This window comes from Ruegeria sp. BC7, assembly GCF_056539165.1.
In genome coordinates, this window is record NZ_JBQFUL010000002.1 from 294,681 (window position 1) to 310,561 (window position 15,881).

Below are 15,881 nucleotides of genomic sequence, written 5' to 3' on the forward strand. Positions count from 1 at the left end.
GAGTAGCTCTCCTTAAGCTCGATCCGGCGCATTGCCGGGCATCAGGTCATAGGGGTGTTTCCAGCCGGGTTGTTCGGATAGCCGAGTCAACCAAGCGTCGATGTGGGGCCATTCGGCTCGGTCAAAGCCAAAGGGTTCGGGGTAATAAAGATAGCCGCAGCAACTGAAATCGGCGTTGGTCGGGGCGTTGCCCACGATCCAGTCGCGGCCGTCCAGATGAGCGTTCAGAACTTGGTAGGCGGCCTTCAGGCGGCCCTGATTAAATGCAATGACATCTGCATTGCGGTGTTCTTCAGGCAGAAAATTCATCAGAAAACGGGTCATTCCTGCCATAGAACTTAGCTTGTGGTTGTCCCAAAGCACCCAGCGCAGAACTTCGTATTTCTCCTCTTGGGTGGAGCCGCCGAACTTGCCGGTTTTTTCGGTGATATAGGCTTGGATCGCACCGGACTGACTGGTGCGAAAATCGCCGTCGATCAAGACCGGCGCTTCGCCCATCTCATTGACGTTCTGACGATATTCAGCAGACCGAGTCTCACCCTTGAAGAAATCGACTTTGACCGGTTCCCAATTCAGGCCGGACAATTCTAGCGCCAGAGCAGCTTTGTAAGAGTTACCGCTTTCGCCGAAACAATACAGTTTTATGGTCATTGCGGCGCCCCTCCCGTGGCGTGTTGCCGACTGTGAATCATGCGTCTCTTTAGCAAGAAGAAAGTGTTTCTCTGGAATGACGTTGCGGTCTTTTCGGAATGTTTCTTCTTGCTGAAACTACGTTTGTTCCCTGGTAAACTTTGTTCGTGGTTCAGCGCTTGCGCGCCTCTAGTTCGGAATTGAAAACGCGCAGGCGGTGGGTCAGGTTGTCCTGATCTATGACGCTGTTGAAGTTTTCAAAAAGGAATGACAGCGCTTCGCCTTCGTCCAGACCAGCTTCGCGGGCAAACCCCTTCAGCTTGCGGTACCCGTCCTCGGTCATGGCGACCGGAAACCGGCGGGTCAGGCGAAATCGTTTTGGCATATCTTTCCCTCCCGAGGAGCTGGTTCCGAGGTGTCCCCCGGAACCAGATAAGGATCAGAAGCTTGCCGCCTCCAGCGCCATCACTGTGTCAGCGCCGGTCTGGATGCGCGACAGGTGCAGACCCGTGGCAGGCAGGCGACGCGCCATGTAGAACTGGCCAGTGGCAATCTTGGTCTCGTAGAACTCGGTATCCGAGGTGCCACCGTCAAGGGCTGCGTAGGCGGCTTTTGCCATCTGCGCCCACATCAGGCCCAGGCAGACATGGCCGAACATGTGCATGAAGTCGTTCGAGCCGGACAGCGCGTGGTTCGGATTCTTCGCACCGTTCTGCATAAAGTACATGCCAGCGGCCTGCAGGTCTTTGGAAGCCGCCTTGAGCGGTTCGATGAATGCCTTGTCAAAGGCTTCATTCTGGCCGCCGTTTTCCTTGCAGAAATTCTTGACGATCTCGAAGAAGGCCATGACGTGCTTGCCGCCATCGGTGGCCAGTTTACGACCAACGAGGTCCAGAGCCTGAACGCCGTTCGCGCCTTCGTAGATCATCGCGATCCGAGCGTCGCGGGTATATTGCGACATGCCCCATTCTTCGATGTAGCCGTGACCGCCGTAAACCTGCTGCGCCTGAACGGTCATGTCATAACCCTGATCGGTCAGGAAGCCCTTGATGACCGGAGTCAGCAACGAGATGAGGCCGTCCGCGTCCTTGTCATCCTTGCGATGCGCCTGGTCGATCAGCGTAGCGCCCCACAAAACAAATGCGCGCGCGCCTTCGGCAAAGCTTTTCTGATCCATCAGGTTGCGACGGATGTCCGGATGCACGATCAACGGATCGGCCGGGCCATCGGGGTTTTTCACACCTGTCACATCACGGCCTTGCAGACGGTCTTTGGCGTATTCCACAGCGTTCTGATAGGCGGCTTCGGCCTGTGCCAGACCCTGCATGCCCACACCCAGACGCGCTTCGTTCATCATGGTGAACATGGCGCGCATACCTTTGTGCAGGTCACCCAGCAAGAAGCCGGTGGCCTCGTCATAGTTCATCACACAGGTCGAGTTGCCGTGGATGCCCATTTTCTCTTCGATCTTGCCGACCGAGACGCCGTTGCGCTCGCCCAGCGAGCCGTCATCGTTGACCATGAACTTGGGCACGATGAACAGCGAAACGCCCTTGATACCTTCGGGGCCGCCGGGGATTTTGGCCAGAACCAGGTGAATGATGTTGTCGGCCATGTCGTGGTCACCGGCCGAGATAAAGATCTTTTGACCCGACACCTTATAGCTGCCATCGTCCTGCGGTTCAGCCTTGGTGCGCATCAGGCCCAGATCGGTGCCGCAATGCGGTTCGGTCAGGTTCATGGTGCCGGTCCATTCACAGCTGACCATGTTGGGCAGGTACTTTGCCTTCTGCTCGTCCGTGCCGTGCGCCAGGATCGCCGAGGCTGCACCGTGGGTCAGACCCTGATACATGGTGAACGCCTGGTTCGCAGATTGGAAGAATTCGCCAACGGCGCTGCCAATGACGTAGGGCATGTTCTGGCCGCCGAATTCTTCGGGCATGTCCAGACCGGTCCAGCCGCCCTCTTTCATCTGCTCGAAACCGTCTTTGAAGCCGGTCGGCGTGTAGACGATGCCGTTCTCAAGGCGGCAGCCCTCGGTGTCACCCACGACGTTCAGCGGGTGCAGAACGTTCGAGGCGATTTTACCGGCTTCTTCCAGCACGGCGCCGGTGAATTCGGCCTCAAGTTCGTCGTATCCGGGAATGTCCGATCCCGAAACGTTCAGTACTTCGTGCAGGATGAACTGCATGTCTTTTGTTGGCGCGTTGTAAACGGGCATTTGAAGCTCCCTTTAAATTCAGATGTCCGGAGATTGAGACCGCCAAGTCACTCGGCGGCGTTTTTGTCATTTTTCATCGAGGCGATAACTTTCTCGCCCCAACGCAACTGTTCCTTTAGATCGTCGATGGCCTGTGTCAGCTCCTCGCGGCGCGATTCCATATCCGCCAGACGTTCGCGGGCGATATCGAATGTGCGGGTCATCTGTGTCATTTGCTGATCACCCATATGATACAGATCCAGCAGTTGCCGGATCTCTTCCAGGCTGAACCCAAAACGTTTCCCGCGAAGGATCAGTTTCAATCGCGCCCGATCACGCTTGGTGAACAGGCGTTTCTGCCCTTCACGGATGGGAAACAAAAGTTCCTTGGCCTCGTAAAATCGCAATGTGCGGGGCGTGACATCGTATGTCTCGCACATTTCACGAATGGTCAGCAGATCTTCGGTCATGGTTTCAGCACTCTTGTCACTGGCGTCTATCAAGGTCAGTTGCGCAGTTGATGCGCCTCTTACAACACGGAGATGACGTTCGCGTAATGCAAACGCTACGTCACAAACAAGTTGACGTAACATCCACTCGCGTCAAGGTTCTGAGGGCGGGAATTCTACGAACGTAGCGTCACGAAATTGTGTCGCTGACACGGTGCACCGGCTTGATCCCGCAGCGAGAACTGTACAGGAGTTCTTGCGCATGCGGGGTGCGGGCCTTGGAAATTTCTTGGGGAGAGGGTCAAGGGATCGGGCAGCGGTGGCTGCCCTTCAGTCATTCTAGCGACTTGGCGGTTTGCTCACGCATTTGCTTGAGCGCGTCGATCGCTTCGTCCAGTTGTTTTCTTTGCTTGTCCAGCTCGATCAACTGCTGGTCGGCCACTTCCACGAATGTTTTCATCTGGGCCTGAGTTCCCTGGTCTTCATAGATCAGAAGCCATTGGCGGATGTCTTCCAAAGGAAATCCGTATTTTCTGCCCCGCATGATCAAAGTCATCCGGGCACATTCCCGAGGACCATAATAGCGCGATCTTCCTTCCCTTTCGGGCTGCAGAAGTTCAATATATTCATAGTAGCGCAGGGTGCGTGGAGTTACGTCAAACTCGGCGCACATCTCTTTGAATGATAATCGGTCGTCAGTCATTCCTGATCTCCTCTGAATCAGCCTATGGCGTGCCGGCATCAAGCGCAACAGGCAGGCTTGCTCTTTTACTAGCCCCTCGCTCATAAAGGGAGAAACCAAGAGGACACAAGTACATGGTCGACAAATCAGCTATCGCGCGTCAGTTCATCGAGGCGATTCCTCATGCCAGAGCCTTGGGCATGACGCTGACCAAAATCGGCAATGGCGAGGCCGGGATCACGATGCCGTACAGCAAGGATCTTGTCGGTGATCCGCGCACCGGGGTCATCCACGGCGGGGCGGTCTTTGCCGTGTTGGACACCTGTTGCGGCGCGGCGGTCATGAGCCACCCTTCGGCCCCGGGCGGGACGGCCACGATTGATCTGCGGATCGACTATATGCGAGCCGCCACGCCGGGGCAGAGCATTACAACACATGCGACCTGCTATCACATCACGCGCAACGTCGCTTTTGTCCGAGCAACTGCAATGGACGAAGATCAGGATCTGCCAGTGGCGACGGCATCTGGGTCTTTCACCGTGGAGGGGCTGTAATGGCACGTACCCGTCCTGAGCCTATGCAAGTCGTCAAGCAACGCCGCGATGCTGCGTTGAACGCTATCGTTGATGGCGTGCCCTATATCCGGTTCCTCAATATCGGATTTGACCGGCGCGGGGATGAACTGACCGGCGTTCTGAATTTTGACGACAAGCTGATCGGAAACCCGTTTCTGCCAGCTTTGCACGGGGGCGTCACAGCGGCCTTTCTCGAAGTGACGGCCGTCATCACCTTGAGTTGGGAGTACTTTTTTCCCCGGATCGAAAGCGGCGAACTGGATGCGAGCGACATCTTCAAGGATGACTCCGTGCGCTTTCCCAAAACGGTGGATTTCACCGTTGACTACTTGCGCTCTGGCCTGCCGCGAGACGCGTATGCACGGGCCTTCGTCAGCCGCTCGGGGCGACGGTATGCCTCTGTTCGGGTTGAGGCGTGGCAGGACAATCACGCGCGCCCCTATGCGCAGGCCACAGGGCATTTCCTGATGCCGCAGCCACCAGCCCCTAAAGAGTAGGGGCCGTGCAGGATGCTTCGGCACCCATAACGCATAGGCGGGTGCTGAAGATTGCGGTGCCCATCGTGCTGTCAAATGCCACGGTTCCCATTCTGGGGGCCGTGGATACCGGTGTTGTCGGGCAAATGGGTCAGGCCGCGCCCATTGGGGCCGTCGGAATGGGCGCCGTTATCCTGTCCACGATATATTGGATCTTTGGGTTCCTGCGCATGGGAACCACTGGTTTGGCAGCACAGGCGCGCGGGGCAGGGGACACAGCCGAGACCGGCGCGCTTTTGATGCGGGGGCTGCTTTTGGGCGGCGCGGCGGGACTGTTCTTTGTCCTGACGCAAATCTGGGTGTTCTGGGGGGCGTTTGCCTTGTCGCCCGCCAGCCCCGAAGTCGAAGCGTTGACGCGCGACTATCTGGAGATTCGCATCTGGGGGGCACCGGCGACCATCGCCCTGTATGCGGTGACCGGCTGGTTGATCGCGATCGAGCGGACAAGAGGGGTGTTCATCCTTCAGGTCTGGATGAACGGCTTGAATATCGCGTTGGATCTTTGGTTTGTGCTGGGCCTTGGCTGGGGTGTCGAAGGTGTCGCGATTGCCACATTGATCGCTGAATGGACCGGCCTGGCGCTGGGTCTCTGGCTGTGCCGCAGTGCGTTTGGCGGCAATCAATGGCGCGACTGGCCGCGAATTTTCGATCCCGCCCGTCTGCGCCGCATGATGCAGGTGAACAGGGATATCATGATCCGCTCGGTCCTTTTGACCGGTTCGTTCACGACCTTTCTGTTCGTCGGTTCAGATTTGGGCGACGTCAACCTTGCCGCCAATCAGGTCTTACTGCAATTCCTTGAAATCACGGCGTTTGCCTTGGACGGGTTCGCCTTCTCAGCCGAGGCGCTTGTCGGGAGCGCCGTTGGAGCCAGGGACCGGTATCAGGTGCGGCGGGCCTCTGTCATGGCAACGCAATGGGGCGTGGGCGGAGCCTTTGTGCTGGGCGCTGCGTTTTTCCTGGCTGGGCCTGCGCTAATCGACGTGATGTCCACCTCGCCGGATGTGCGCGTCGCGGCGCGAGAGTATCTGGTCTGGGCAGCACTGGCGCCCGTGATCGGGGTGGCAAGCTGGATGTTTGACGGTATCTACATTGGCGCGACGTGGACCCGAGCCATGCGGCAGGCGATGATCCAGTCCGTCGCAATCTATGTCGTGGCGCTCTTTGTCTTTGTCCCATTGCTGGGCAATCACGGATTATGGGCCGCGCTGATGGTGCTGAACATTGCCCGGGGCGTCACCTTGGGATGGCGATACCCCAGACTGGAAGCCCAGATCGCTTAAAGCAGGGCCAGCAGATTTTCCGGAGGCCGCCCAATAGCAGCCTTGCCGCCTGATATCGCCAGAGGGCGTTCGATCAGGATCGGATTGGCGGCCATGGCAGCAATCAAGTCATCTTCAGGCGTTGTCTTGGACAGGCCCAGTTCCTTAAAACGCTTTTCGCCTGTCCGCATCATTTCGATGGCAGGAATGCCCAAGCGCTGTAGGGCGGCGCGAATGTCTTCTGCCGAAGGTGCATCGTCCAGATACTTGCGGATTTCAACCTTTGCGCCGTTTTCCTCCAGCAGGGCAAGCCCGGCCCGGGACTTGGAACAGCGCGGGTTGTGCCAATATTCGATCACAGCCAATCCTCTCGTTTGCTGCCAACGGCCTGTGCGACAGTTTCAAACCCATCGCGCGCCAATAGCTTGTCCAGCCCCAGCGCGATGTCGGAGGCAAGGGAAATGCCGCCGAATACCATGGCCGTATAGAATTGAACGGCCGACGCCCCGGCACAAATCTTGGCATAAGCCTGCTCTGCCGAGCTGATGCCGCCGACACCGATCAACGGAATCTGCCCGTTCGTCAACTGGCTCAACTGCGCCAGAACGCGGGTGGATTTTTCAAACAGCGGCGCGCCGGAAAGACCACCGGCCTCGGATTTGTGAGGGCTGCTCAGCCCGTCACGCGACAGTGTCGTATTGGTGGCGATTACGGCGTCGACACCAGTTTCGCGGGCCACGTCCGCTATGTCCTGAAGCTCGGCTTCGGTCAGGTCCGGGGCAATCTTCAGGAAAATCGGCAAAGGACGGGCCAGCGCGTCGCGTGTTTCAATCACGCCGCTCAACAGGGCACTCAGCGCAGCTTTACCCTGCAAATCCCTGAGTTTTTCGGTGTTGGGAGAGGACACGTTCACCGTGGCAAAGTCCAGATGCGGGGCGCAATGGGCCAGCACCTTGGCAAAATCGCCCGGTCGGTCGTCGCTGTCTTTGTTCGCGCCAAGGTTCAGGCCGATCACGGCATCCTTTGGGCGCTGCTCCAGACGGCGTGCCATGACCTCCATGCCTTCATTGTTAAAGCCAAATCGGTTGATGGCCGCCCGGTCTTCGGTCAGGCGAAACAGGCGTGGTTTCGGGTTGCCGGGCTGGGGGCGCGGCGTGACTGCGCCAACCTCGACGAACCCGAACCCTGCCCGCGATAGCGGGGCCAGAACCTCTCCGTTCTTGTCGAAACCTGCGGCCAAACCAACTGGGTTCGGCAGATCAAGCCCTGCAACAGACGTGCGCAGACGGGGCGAAGTAATCGGTCCCGGTGCCGGGGCCAGGCCAGCTTTCAGGGCTTTTATCGAAAGCCCATGGGCGGCTTCCGGGTCCATCCGGTGCAAGGCGGCAAGGCCAAGTTTTTCAGTCAATTTCATCCGAAGGAATCTCCACCGTGGGTTGGGGCACAACGGATCAGGCGCGATGTTGCGACAGCCGCCTGACGGTGCACAACCGCCTTTCGATAAACAGGGTCCGTAACCATCTCGAGAAACGCATGAGCAGTGGGATAGCGTGCGATGAACATGGCGTCCCAGGTTTCGTCATCAGGGCCGATCAGAGTGGTTTGAAATGCGCCCCGCCATAGGATGGAAGCGCCCAGCCGCGCCACAATGGGGGCGGTTTCGGCTCCGTAGTTCTGATATGCTTGAGCGCCGGTCAGCCCCACATCAGCCAGTTCGTGCCCGGCCGGATATTCGGCCTTGGGGCGAAACTTCACAAGGTTGAGCATTTCGATTGGCTGGTCGCGATCCAGCGCTTTGAACGCCTCGAACTGGGCGCGTTCTGGGTCGATGAAACCGGTCATTTCATTTCCTCGGGAAACTGGTGCGATTGCCCATCAAAAGGCAGGGGACGCGACCAGGCGATATCGGTCATGCGAATTTTGCGGTAAAGATGCGGGAATAGCGCCCCACCGCGGGACACCTCCCATTTAAGGTCGTCACCCATTGCGTCCGCGTCGCACGCAAGTAGAAACAGACCTTCGACTCCGGCAAAGTGCTTGGCCGCCGTTTCAGCGGCCTGCGCAGCGGTTGAAAAATGAACATACCCATCCGAAACATCAATCGGCGCGCCGTCTGACTCTCCGTTTGCCTGCAGCGTGGCCCATTCGTCGGCCCGAAATATCTTGTAAATCAGCATGGGGTCGTGATGCCCCGCGAGACGAGTAGAATCAAGGCGGATTTCCCCCTTTGACTCTTAGCCGCGTTAGGCGCACCATCGGCGGCAATAACAACAGGGAGTTTCAATATGTTGACCCGTTTCCTGGCTTCGGCTGCCGTATTGGGCCTGACCGCAGGTATGGCCGTAGCCGAGTACAAGCTAACAATTCTACACACTAACGATTTCCACGCGCGCTTTGAGCCGATCAACAAGTATGACAGTGGGTGCAGCGACGAAGACAACGCCGAAGGCAAGTGTTTTGGCGGCTCGGCCCGACTGGTCACAGCGGTGAACGAGGCACGCGGAAGGGCTGGAAACTCGATCCTCGTGGATGGCGGAGACCAGTTTCAGGGTTCCCTATTCTATACCTACTACAAGGGCAAAGTCGCGGCCGAGTTCATGAACAAGCTGGGCTATGATGCCATGACCGTGGGCAACCACGAATTCGACGACGGCCCGGAAGTGCTGCGCGGGTTCGTCGACTCTGTTGATTTTCCTGTTCTGATGTCCAACGCCGATATTCGCGACGAAGAATTGCTGACCGACAAGATCAAGAAATCGACGGTGATCGAAGTGGGCGGCGAAAAGATCGGCCTGATCGGGCTGACGCCCGAGGATACCGATGAGCTGGCTTCACCCGGCCCGAATGTCACCTTCTCGGACCCTGTCCCGGCAGTTCAGGCCGAAGTCGACAAGCTGACCGGAGAGGGTGTCAACAAGATCATAGTCCTCAGTCACTCGGGATACGGCGTGGACCAGCGGGTCGCGCAGGAGACAACTGGTGTTGACGTGATCGTGGGTGGCCACTCGAATACCTACCTGTCCAACGTTTCGGACCGGGCGGTTGGTCCCTATCCGACCGTAGTGAATGGCGTTCAGATCGTGCAGGCTTATGCATACGGAAAGTTTCTGGGCGAATTGAATGTGACGTTCGACGATGACGGCAATGTGGTCGAAGCAGCGGGTGAACCGCTGATCATGGACAATACCGTCACTGAAGATCAGGCTGCGCTGGACCGTATCGCGGAACTGGCGGTGCCGTTGGACGAAATCCGCAACAAGGTTGTCGCCAGTGCAGCCGACGCGATTGAGGGTGACCGCTCGATCTGTCGGGTGCAGGAATGTCAGATGGGCAATCTGGTCGCCGACGCGATGCTTGCGCGCGTTGCGGATCAGGGCGTTCAGATCGCGATTGCCAACTCGGGCGGATTGCGTGCCTCGATTGATCCGGGCGATGTGACAATGGGCGAAGTGCTGACGGTTCTTCCGTTCCAGAACACGCTATCGACCTTTGAAATCAGCGGGCAGGGCGTGATCGATGCGTTGGAAAACGGCGTAAGTCAGGTGGAAGAGGTCAAGGGGCGCTTTCCGCAGGTGGCGGGGCTCACCTTTACTTGGGATCCAGCCGTGGCACCGAACGAGGGTCGCGTGTCCGAGGTCATGGTGGCAAGTGGTGACGGCTTTCAGCCCATTGATCCCGGCGCCACGTACCTGGTCGTGACGAATAACTATGTTCGCAACGGAGGGGATGGCTACAGCATGTTTGAGGGCGACGACAAAAACGCCTACGACTTCGGGCCGGACCTTGCGGATGTGACGGCCGAGTATCTGGCCGAAAACGCGCCCTACACACCTTATCTGGACGGCCGCATCAAACAGAAGTGACCGCGCCTTCAGACCAGAAGAAAGGCCGCATCAAATGATGCGGCCTTTTTTGGTTTCGGATTGCTCAGCTAAAATCATATTCCGGCCAAAGCTCGGGGTCGAACCCTTGCAGCATTGGCTGCAGATGTTCCGAGACATCGCGCCAACCGCCGATTGATTTGGTCGAAATCTTTTTCCTCACTTGGTCAATGCTGGCAGTTCTGACCTGTTGCTTGTTCTGTTCCGGGTGCATCATGGCTTCGGACCACTCGATATCGCAGAACTCCGCGACTTTCTGGCTATAGGTCTTTGGATCAGAAACCAGCTCTTCGTAGGGGACAGTCAAGATTCTGTCGCCAAACACGGCAATCCAATGCGCCATGTAGCGGCGGTACAAGTTCGCTGAATGAGCAATGGACTCAAGGTTCGACGCATAGCGCATCCCGCCGGCGGGGAACCTTCTGATCCACTTGGACAAACCAACATCCCGAGGGTCGCGCAGCATGTTTATGACTTTGGCGTTCGGAAAGGCCGACAGCAGGAACCCTGCGCGCTGGAAATTATGCGGCATCTTATCCACGAATGCGACCGAGTCTTCAGGGACTGGCGGCATTAGCCTGCGGAACTCCCGCGCGAATTCCGCAGCTTCCTTGGCTCCAAATCGTTTGCGCGTTTTCAAATGAACATGCGATAGATCGCTGCCGATTGTCAGTTCCCCGCACCCGGCGATTTTGGGATCTGTGCTTAGCATCATCTCCATCAGCGTGGTGCCTGAACGCGGCTGGCCCAGCACGAAAATCGGTTTTGGGGTCTCTGAAAGATCGGTCACAACCGGTGCAGAGGTCGTGGGGAAAAGGTCAGTGATCTGGGCCAGCTTTTCTTCTTCGGCGGCGAAATCGTAGGGGTTTGCTTCGTGTTGTATGGCGTTGGCCCGTGCGAATTGCGGAAGCGCGGCGCCCAGCCCTTCGGTTTTTGAGATCAGCTCTGCCTTGGCGAACTCCAACTCGGAAACGCCATGCTCATGAGTTTGGCGGGCCGCCTCAACCGCTTGCATCAGATCCGGCGCTGTTTCGGCATTTGCCATTGTAGAGAGTTGAAACAGCGTCGCCACGTGGCCAGGGTCTTTGGCCACAATACCTTGCATAATGTCCTTTGAACCCGCTTTGTCGCCACTCTGGTGCAGGTTAACTGCCATTTGAAACGCGATATTGTTGTTTTCAGGTTCAAGCGCATAGGCCCGCGTGATGTCGCGCGTGCCGTTCTCGACAAATGCGATGCGTCCATAGGCCCGTGCCCGCGCGCACAACAGACCCGCATTGTCCGGGTCAGAGGCCAGCTTTCTGGTGGTATAGTCGATGATAAGGCGCCAGTTGCTGCCCTTTTGCTGAATCTCGTCAATGACGCGGGTCAGTTCCTTGTTGTTCGGGAATTTTTCCAGCTTTTGTTCGGCAAATTCCATGGCCTTCGGAATCTGGCCCGTCTGCATCAATGCGTTGGCAAGGTTTTCAACAAATTGCGGGTCATCCGGCTTCATCCGCGAGGCTTCGATGAAATGCGGTATCGACTTCCGGTACTGTTTCATCTCGGTCAGGACAAAGCCTGAAATGGCGTGAAAGTCCGTGTCCTTGGGGAATTTCTTGAGGCCCAGTTGCGCTTTTTTCAGTGCCTGCTGCAGCTTGCCCGCGTCCAAGGCGGACAGCGCCTTGCTTTTGAGGGAATTCGCCGTTTGATTTTGCATGTGACCCCGTGAGAACTTGTGCCTGTAGGAAATACTGTTGATGGTTCATTACCCATGTGCGGACGGTTTGCAATAACTCTTCCCAACGACGCAATGGCGCAGCTTTTTTCGGCTCGGCCTGCCAATACGTTGCCTGCGGTGCCCAATTTCAATGTTTGCCCGACAAATCAGGTGCATGTGGTGCGGGCCGGTGAAAACGGCCGCACGCTGGATCCGCTGCGATGGGGGTTTCTGCCGCATTGGTACAAGACGGAAACCGCCGGTCCCTTGCTGATCAACGCGCGGGCCGAAACGCTGGCCGAGAAGCCCGCCTTTCGTGCAGCCTGCCGCGAGCGACGGTGCCTGATCGTGGCCACCGGGTTTTACGAATGGACCAAGACGGATCAAGGTGACCGGCTGCCTTGGTATATTCAGCGCAATGATCGCGCGCCCATTGCGTTCGCCGGTGTCTGGCAGAACTGGGGGGCTGAGGGCGCGCGGCAGGGGACATGTGCGATTGTAACAACCCCTGCCAACACGCACCTGAGCGCGATCCATCACCGAATGCCCCTGATCCTTGAGCAGGACGCCTGGCCTTTGTGGTTGGGCGAAGCTAGAAAGGGGGCCGCGCGGTTGATGCAGCCCGGGGCCGAAGATGTTCTGAGCTTTCACCGGGTGGACCCGGTTGTAAATTCCAACCGGGCGGCCGGACCAGACCTGATTGAGCCGGTAGATGCGTGACCACACTTCTTTTCAAACCACACCGGGCGGGTTAGACCGTTGACATGGTTCTGAAATTTTCCAACCTGCCCGAGCTGTATGCGCATGGTTTCGACACCGTGATCGACGTGCGCAGCCCTGCGGAATTTGCCGAAGATCATTTGCCCGGCGCGATTAATCTGCCGGTACTGGACAATGAGGAACGCGCGAGGGTCGGAACGATATACGTGCAGCAAAGCCCTTTTCTGGCGCGAAAGCTGGGCGCAGCATTGGTGTTTCGCAACGCTGCGAACCACATCGAACGCAGCCTGTCTCACCATGAAGGGGGGTGGAAGCCTCTGGTCTATTGCTGGCGAGGCGGGCAGCGGTCGGGTTCGTTCACCTGGATGTTGCAACAAATCGGCTGGCGTGCCGAGGTCGTTGAAGGTGGCTATCGCACCTATCGCAGGCTGGTGAACCGGTACCTTTACCACGACCCGTTGCCCCACCGTTTGATTGCGCTGGACGGTTACACAGGTACTGCAAAAACCGAATTGCTGGCCAAGCTTGGTGCGCGCGGCGTTCAGGTGCTCGATCTGGAAGGGTTGGCCAATCATCGAGGGTCCTTGCTGGGTGAAATGCCCGGTGGACAGCCAAGCCAAAAGGCATTCGAGTCCGCGTTGGCGGCGCGTCTGTGTCACCTGGACCCTGCTCGCCCGGTTCTGGTCGAGGCGGAATCGTCAAAAATCGGGTCTTTGATCCTGCCGCCGACCGTTTGGGCCGCTTTGCGTGCTGCTCCGCGAATTCAGATCAGCGCGCCAATCGAAGTTCGCTCGAGCTATCTGGTATCGGCCTATGATGACGTTCTCTCGGACAGCGACCGGCTGCGGGATCGGCTGTTTCCGCTACGGTTTCATCGCGGCCACGACGTTGTGGACGGGTGGCTGGAAATGATTGAGGCCGGGGACAAACTGGCCTTGACCCGCGCATTGATGGAACAGCACTACGATCCGGCCTACGCAAAGGCCAGCTGTGCGCGTGACGTGAACGTGGTCGCGCAAATCAATGTGTCCGAACTGAACGAGACCGGACTGGAGAACGCTGCAGCCCAGGTTCAGCGCGTTCTGGAGGAACTTTGAAGATTCAGGCCGGGCGCGTCGGTCATATGTCCGATAACTACTGCCGGGTATCCGGCCTTGCGCAGGTCTTCGCATATCCCCAGCGCGTCATCCGAGGGGACGGCGGCCAAGAGGCCACCGGCTGTTTGAGGGTCAAATAGCAAATCCACCTTGCCGCCCAAGGGAAGCTCTGGCGCGGCCGAGCGGTTGTCATTGAAGATGGTAGACCTGACACCCTGTTCGCTTAGTTCCAACGCGCCCGCCATGATCGGAATGGCATCCAGATCAAGCGTTGCCCCACACGCCGAAGCCTCGCAAATGCCCTGTAGGTGACCGGCCAGCCCAAATCCGGTGACATCGGTCATCGCGTGGGCGCCATTCAGGATACGCGCTGCGTCGCCTTGGGGTTGGGTCATGTGTTGAAACGCCTTTGCGACCCATTCTCCGGCGGCCTCACCAGACATTTCCGCAGCCATCAGAACCCCGCTGCCCAAGGGCTTGGTCAGGATAAGGGCATCCCCGGCGCGTGCGCCTGCCAAGGTGGTTGGATCGCTGCTGCATAGTCCGGTCAGCGTAAATCCGATGGTCATCTCATCCCCCATCGAACTGTGACCACCGACGATTTCAGCACCTGCCGCCCCCATGACTTCACTTGCAGCGGTCATGATTTCAACCATCGTGCGGTGTTGAAGGTTCGGGGCCATGCGCGGCAGGATTATCGTTGCCGTCGCCGCTTGTGGCTGCGCCCCCATCGCCCAGATGTCTCCGAGCGCGTGAACGGCGGCGATCCGCGCCATCAGCACAGGGTCGTTGGTAAACCCGCGCAAGTGATCCGTGGTCATGACCTGTCGTGCGCCCCCGGTTTGCAGCAAGGCCGCATCGTCACCCGGAAGCGGAACCACATCCGCACGAGCCGGTTTGGGCAGATCATGCAGCACGCTTTGTAATGCGTCGCGCCCTACCTTTGCTCCGCATCCGCCGCACAGGGGTTTCTCGCCCATCGCTTCGTGAACACCGCTGGCGTGCAGCTTGGGTGGGGCTGGCTGAGGCATCTTCGGCAAGCGGCGAAACTTGTCCATGAATTTCTGATCGATGTGGTTTTTCCATTTCCACATCAAAGGTCCTTTGAACGAGGTGCCCAGACGTTCGGCCAGCGCGGATTTAGCGCCCAATGATACGAGTTTCAGATAGTCATTCTGGGGGACATACCTGCGAAATGTCCCGGCCCCCAGTGCCGCCCGCACGTTTTGGAACAATATCGGCGCTTCTCTGACGGCGTAGACGCCCGCCTTGGGGCGAGGGTTCTCGGACAGGTGCGCGCAGTCTCCGGCCGCAAAGATGTTGGGATCACTCGACTGAAGGTGCCCGTTGACGCGAACAAAGCCGTCGTGAAGGTCCAACCCCGTTTGGGCTATCCACTCATAGGGCCGTGCACCTGCTGCTCCGGTCACGAAGGTCGCAGGTATCTGCCGCCCGTCTTTCAGTGCGACATGGTCGCCGGTTATTTCGATGATCTCAGCGCCTTCGAAGACGTCAATGCCAAGGGCGCTCATGGCGTGACGAATGGTTGCCGCGGCTTTGTCTCCGGTCGCGGTCAGGGCTTGTGCATTGTCAACCAGCGTTACCTGAGCCGGACGGCCCTTTTTTCGCATGGCATAGGCCATTGCCATGACCAATTCGACACCCGCAACGCCGCCGCCGATAACAACGACTGAGGCAGGGCCGGGGGCTTCAAGATAATTGGCCCATTTTGTCGCAAAAGCCCCCAATGGTTTGGCTGGAATGGCATGATCGGCAAACCCGGGCAGCGACGGCATGTCCGAGGTTATGCCAACATTGATAGATGCCACGTCAAACGCGACCGGAGGGCGTCCGGGCACGTGAACAACGCGATTGTCCAAGTCTATGCCCTCAACCGGCCCCAGAACCACCCGAGCGCCAGCAAACCGGGCCAGTCGTACAAGATCAATATTCAGATCGTGCCGCTCATAATGTCCGGCGACAAAGCCCGGCAGCATTCCCGAATAGGGGGCCGTTGGATCAGGGTTGATCACGGTAACCCGTGCGCCCGGCAAGGGGTTCATTCCCCATTTGCGCAGCAGCAGTGCGTGGGTGTGACCTCCGCCAATCAGAACCAGGTCGCGGGTCAGGGGCAGCGGAGGTGTGTGCAT

At 58.2% G+C, this 15,881-nt stretch carries 17 protein-coding genes; 6 read left to right on the forward strand and 11 right to left on the reverse strand.

The genetic code is table 11. From position 1 onward, the window contains the following. Window positions 1-12 precede the first annotated feature (12 nt). The 5 genes from ACR0KS_RS06450 to ACR0KS_RS06470 form a co-directional block, all read right to left on the reverse strand. Window positions 13-651: a glutathione S-transferase family protein gene (locus tag ACR0KS_RS06450; RefSeq protein WP_170565348.1), complete on the reverse strand. Its 639-nt coding sequence runs from the start codon at window positions 649-651 to the stop codon at window positions 13-15. A gap of 151 nt (window positions 652-802) precedes the next feature. Next, a complete protein-coding gene (locus ACR0KS_RS06455) occupies window positions 803-1,015 on the reverse strand; it encodes a hypothetical protein (RefSeq protein ID WP_170382328.1) in 213 nt (70 codons plus the stop codon). Between the two features lie 54 nt (window positions 1,016-1,069). Next, window positions 1,070-2,851: an acyl-CoA dehydrogenase C-terminal domain-containing protein gene (locus tag ACR0KS_RS06460; protein ID WP_170484742.1), complete on the reverse strand. Its 1,782-nt coding sequence runs from the start codon at window positions 2,849-2,851 to the stop codon at window positions 1,070-1,072. Window positions 2,852-2,898: 47 nt separating this feature from the next. After that, window positions 2,899-3,300, reverse strand: coding sequence for a MerR family transcriptional regulator (locus ACR0KS_RS06465; RefSeq protein ID WP_170565346.1), 402 nt, complete (start codon window positions 3,298-3,300; stop codon window positions 2,899-2,901). A gap of 313 nt (window positions 3,301-3,613) precedes the next feature. Continuing rightward, window positions 3,614-3,982, reverse strand: a complete 369-nt coding sequence (locus tag ACR0KS_RS06470) for a MerR family transcriptional regulator (RefSeq protein ID WP_170417629.1) — start codon at window positions 3,980-3,982, stop codon at window positions 3,614-3,616. 113 nt (window positions 3,983-4,095) lie between these two features. Here ACR0KS_RS06470 and ACR0KS_RS06475 point away from each other — a divergent pair, with 113 nt between their 5' ends. Genes ACR0KS_RS06475 through ACR0KS_RS06485 form a run of 3 tightly spaced genes read left to right on the forward strand, consistent with a single transcriptional unit; the run spans window position 4,096 to window position 6,355 of the window. After that, window positions 4,096-4,515: a PaaI family thioesterase gene (locus tag ACR0KS_RS06475; RefSeq protein ID WP_170382336.1), complete on the forward strand. Its 420-nt coding sequence runs from the start codon at window positions 4,096-4,098 to the stop codon at window positions 4,513-4,515. Further along, on the forward strand, window positions 4,515-5,033 hold the full coding sequence (locus tag ACR0KS_RS06480) for a PaaI family thioesterase (RefSeq protein ID WP_170554866.1): 519 nt from the start codon (window positions 4,515-4,517) through the stop codon (window positions 5,031-5,033). Before ACR0KS_RS06475 ends, ACR0KS_RS06480 begins: the two co-directional genes overlap by 1 nt. Window positions 5,034-5,038: 5 nt before the next feature. After that, window positions 5,039-6,355 carry an MATE family efflux transporter gene (locus tag ACR0KS_RS06485; protein WP_170565343.1) on the forward strand — a complete coding sequence of 439 codons (1,317 nt, stop codon included), beginning with the start codon at window positions 5,039-5,041 and terminating at the stop codon, window positions 6,353-6,355. Here the strand turns inward: ACR0KS_RS06485 and arsC are convergent. From arsC to ACR0KS_RS06505, 4 genes are read right to left on the reverse strand one after another with little or no spacing between them, the layout of a single operon-like run. Continuing rightward, on the reverse strand, window positions 6,352-6,693 hold the full coding sequence (arsC, locus tag ACR0KS_RS06490) for an arsenate reductase (glutaredoxin) (protein WP_170565342.1): 342 nt from the start codon (window positions 6,691-6,693) through the stop codon (window positions 6,352-6,354). The two genes, ACR0KS_RS06485 and arsC, sit on opposite strands and share 4 nt — an antisense overlap. Continuing rightward, on the reverse strand, window positions 6,690-7,748 hold the full coding sequence (locus tag ACR0KS_RS06495) for a quinone-dependent dihydroorotate dehydrogenase (RefSeq protein WP_170565339.1): 1,059 nt from the start codon (window positions 7,746-7,748) through the stop codon (window positions 6,690-6,692). The genes arsC and ACR0KS_RS06495 overlap by 4 nt, the downstream gene beginning before the upstream one ends. Next, window positions 7,745-8,176: a DUF1330 domain-containing protein gene (locus ACR0KS_RS06500; RefSeq protein ID WP_170554858.1), complete on the reverse strand. Its 432-nt coding sequence runs from the start codon at window positions 8,174-8,176 to the stop codon at window positions 7,745-7,747. The genes ACR0KS_RS06495 and ACR0KS_RS06500 overlap by 4 nt, the downstream gene beginning before the upstream one ends. Continuing rightward, entirely contained in the window at window positions 8,173-8,511 is a 339-nt protein-coding gene (locus tag ACR0KS_RS06505; RefSeq protein WP_170382346.1) for a DUF952 domain-containing protein, read from the reverse strand. The genes ACR0KS_RS06500 and ACR0KS_RS06505 overlap by 4 nt, the downstream gene beginning before the upstream one ends. Window positions 8,512-8,619: 108 nt before the next feature. Between ACR0KS_RS06505 and ACR0KS_RS06510 the strand changes: the two genes are divergently transcribed. Further along, window positions 8,620-10,197: a bifunctional metallophosphatase/5'-nucleotidase gene (locus ACR0KS_RS06510; RefSeq protein ID WP_170382348.1), complete on the forward strand. Its 1,578-nt coding sequence runs from the start codon at window positions 8,620-8,622 to the stop codon at window positions 10,195-10,197. Window positions 10,198-10,261: 64 nt separating this feature from the next. Here ACR0KS_RS06510 and ACR0KS_RS06515 read toward each other — a convergent pair whose 3' ends face one another. Next, entirely contained in the window at window positions 10,262-11,914 is a 1,653-nt protein-coding gene (locus ACR0KS_RS06515; protein WP_170565336.1) for a tetratricopeptide repeat-containing sulfotransferase family protein, read from the reverse strand. Between the two features lie 54 nt (window positions 11,915-11,968). Between ACR0KS_RS06515 and ACR0KS_RS06520 the strand changes: the two genes are divergently transcribed. Together ACR0KS_RS06520 and mnmH are read left to right on the forward strand one after the other, a co-directional pair. Next, window positions 11,969-12,634, forward strand: coding sequence for an SOS response-associated peptidase (locus ACR0KS_RS06520; RefSeq protein ID WP_170565333.1), 666 nt, complete (start codon window positions 11,969-11,971; stop codon window positions 12,632-12,634). A 44-nt stretch (window positions 12,635-12,678) separates the two neighbouring features. Continuing rightward, window positions 12,679-13,731 (forward strand): tRNA 2-selenouridine(34) synthase MnmH, encoded by a 1,053-nt coding sequence (gene mnmH, locus ACR0KS_RS06525; protein ID WP_170565330.1) that lies wholly within the window; start codon window positions 12,679-12,681, stop codon window positions 13,729-13,731. Here mnmH and selD read toward each other — a convergent pair. Then, window positions 13,707-15,881, reverse strand: a complete 2,175-nt coding sequence (gene selD / locus ACR0KS_RS06530) for a selenide, water dikinase SelD (RefSeq protein WP_170565328.1) — start codon at window positions 15,879-15,881, stop codon at window positions 13,707-13,709. The two genes, mnmH and selD, sit on opposite strands and share 25 nt — an antisense overlap.

Coding starts and splice junctions, on each gene's coding strand:
- ACR0KS_RS06455 (WP_170382328.1), bottom strand. CDS start 1,015: ATGCCAAAACGATTTCGCCTGACCCGCCGGTTTCCGGTCGCCATGACC.
- ACR0KS_RS06495 (WP_170565339.1), bottom strand. CDS start 7,748: ATGAAATTGACTGAAAAACTTGGCCTTGCCGCCTTGCACCGGATGGAC.
- ACR0KS_RS06475 (WP_170382336.1), top strand. CDS start 4,096: ATGGTCGACAAATCAGCTATCGCGCGTCAGTTCATCGAGGCGATTCCT.
- selD (WP_170565328.1), bottom strand. CDS start 15,881: ATGCACACACCTCCGCTGCCCCTGACCCGCGACCTGGTTCTGATTGGC.
- ACR0KS_RS06450 (WP_170565348.1), bottom strand. CDS start 651: ATGACCATAAAACTGTATTGTTTCGGCGAAAGCGGTAACTCTTACAAA.
- ACR0KS_RS06465 (WP_170565346.1), bottom strand. CDS start 3,300: ATGACCGAAGATCTGCTGACCATTCGTGAAATGTGCGAGACATACGAT.
- ACR0KS_RS06520 (WP_170565333.1), top strand. CDS start 11,969: ATGTGCGGACGGTTTGCAATAACTCTTCCCAACGACGCAATGGCGCAG.
- ACR0KS_RS06480 (WP_170554866.1), top strand. CDS start 4,515: ATGGCACGTACCCGTCCTGAGCCTATGCAAGTCGTCAAGCAACGCCGC.
- ACR0KS_RS06470 (WP_170417629.1), bottom strand. CDS start 3,982: ATGACTGACGACCGATTATCATTCAAAGAGATGTGCGCCGAGTTTGAC.
- ACR0KS_RS06515 (WP_170565336.1), bottom strand. CDS start 11,914: ATGCAAAATCAAACGGCGAATTCCCTCAAAAGCAAGGCGCTGTCCGCC.
- mnmH (WP_170565330.1), top strand. CDS start 12,679: ATGGTTCTGAAATTTTCCAACCTGCCCGAGCTGTATGCGCATGGTTTC.
- ACR0KS_RS06505 (WP_170382346.1), bottom strand. CDS start 8,511: ATGCTGATTTACAAGATATTTCGGGCCGACGAATGGGCCACGCTGCAG.
- ACR0KS_RS06500 (WP_170554858.1), bottom strand. CDS start 8,176: ATGACCGGTTTCATCGACCCAGAACGCGCCCAGTTCGAGGCGTTCAAA.
- ACR0KS_RS06460 (WP_170484742.1), bottom strand. CDS start 2,851: ATGCCCGTTTACAACGCGCCAACAAAAGACATGCAGTTCATCCTGCAC.
- ACR0KS_RS06510 (WP_170382348.1), top strand. CDS start 8,620: ATGTTGACCCGTTTCCTGGCTTCGGCTGCCGTATTGGGCCTGACCGCA.